Here is a 1004-nt window from a genome sequence, read left to right on the forward strand (position 1 = left end):
GCCTGAGCCCCCACGCTCCCTCACTGCGTGTGGTCGCTGCCCCCCGAGGGGGCCGCAGGCCGCCTTGGGGCGGCCCGGCGCCGGCCTGAGCCCCCACGCTCCCTCACTGCGTGTGGTCGCTGCCCCCCCGAGGGGGCCGCAGGCCGTCTTGGGGGCGGCCCGGCGCCGGCCTGAGCCCCAACGCGCCGACGCGACAGGCGGGCACGGCGCTTTGCTCTTAAATTCGACGCTTCATTCCAAAGGAGCACCCGCACATGATTCACGCCGTTGCCGTCATCACGGCCAAGCCCGGCCAACGCGATCTGATTCTCGAGGCCTACCGGGCCAACCGGCCCGCCGTGCTGGCCGAGAAAGGCTGCATCGAGTACACCGCGACCATCGACGCGGCGGGCATGCCGGCCTCGCGCGGCTCCTTCGGCGCCGACACCTTCGTCGTGATCGAGAAGTGGGAAACGCTGGCCGACCTGCAGGCGCACGCCGCGGCGCCGCACATGGCTGCCTATGGCGCCAAGGTCAAGGACTGGACCGAGAGCCGGCTGATCCACGTGCTCGAACCGGTCTGAATCGGCCCGGCGCTGGTCTGAATAGGCCCCCACGCTCGTCACTTCGTGTACTCGCTGCCCCCCAAGGGGGCGCAGACCGGCTTGGGGCGGCCCGGCGCCGGTCTGGGCAAGCCCGGTCCGCCAAAGAATAACGCGCCCGAGGGCGCGTTTTTTCATGGCGTGGCGCGAGCTTACTTCGCCATCACGCGGACCATCTCGAGGCACTTGTTCGAGTAGCCCCATTCGTTGTCGTACCAGCTCACGAGCTTGACGAAGGTGCCGTCCAGCGCGATGCCGGCCTCGGCGTCGAAGATCGAGGTGCGCGGGTCGCCGCGGAAGTCGGTGGCGACCACCTTGTCCTCGGTGTAGCCGAGCACGCCCTTGAGCGCGCCTGCGCTCTGCGCCTTCATTTCGGCGCAGAGTTCCTTGTAGGTGGCTTCCTTGACCAGCTCGACCGTGAGG

1 protein-coding gene and 1 pseudogene are annotated in these 1004 nt (G+C 69.2%); one reads left to right on the forward strand and one right to left on the reverse strand.

Translation table 11 applies throughout. From position 1 onward, the window contains the following. The first annotated feature begins 254 nt into the window (after positions 1-254). Positions 255-563: a putative quinol monooxygenase gene (locus AC1D2K_RS35205; protein ID WP_478095120.1), complete on the forward strand. Its 309-nt coding sequence runs from the start codon at positions 255-257 to the stop codon at positions 561-563. A 170-nt stretch (positions 564-733) separates the two neighbouring features. Here the strand turns inward: AC1D2K_RS35205 and AC1D2K_RS35210 are convergent. Next, positions 734-1004 (reverse strand): annotated as a pseudogene (locus AC1D2K_RS35210) (type I glyceraldehyde-3-phosphate dehydrogenase); the annotation flags it as partial.

Source organism: Variovorax sp. P1_H12_2 (assembly GCF_056405335.1).

Coding starts and splice junctions, on each gene's coding strand:
- AC1D2K_RS35205 (WP_478095120.1), top strand. CDS start 255: ATGATTCACGCCGTTGCCGTCATCACGGCCAAGCCCGGCCAACGCGAT.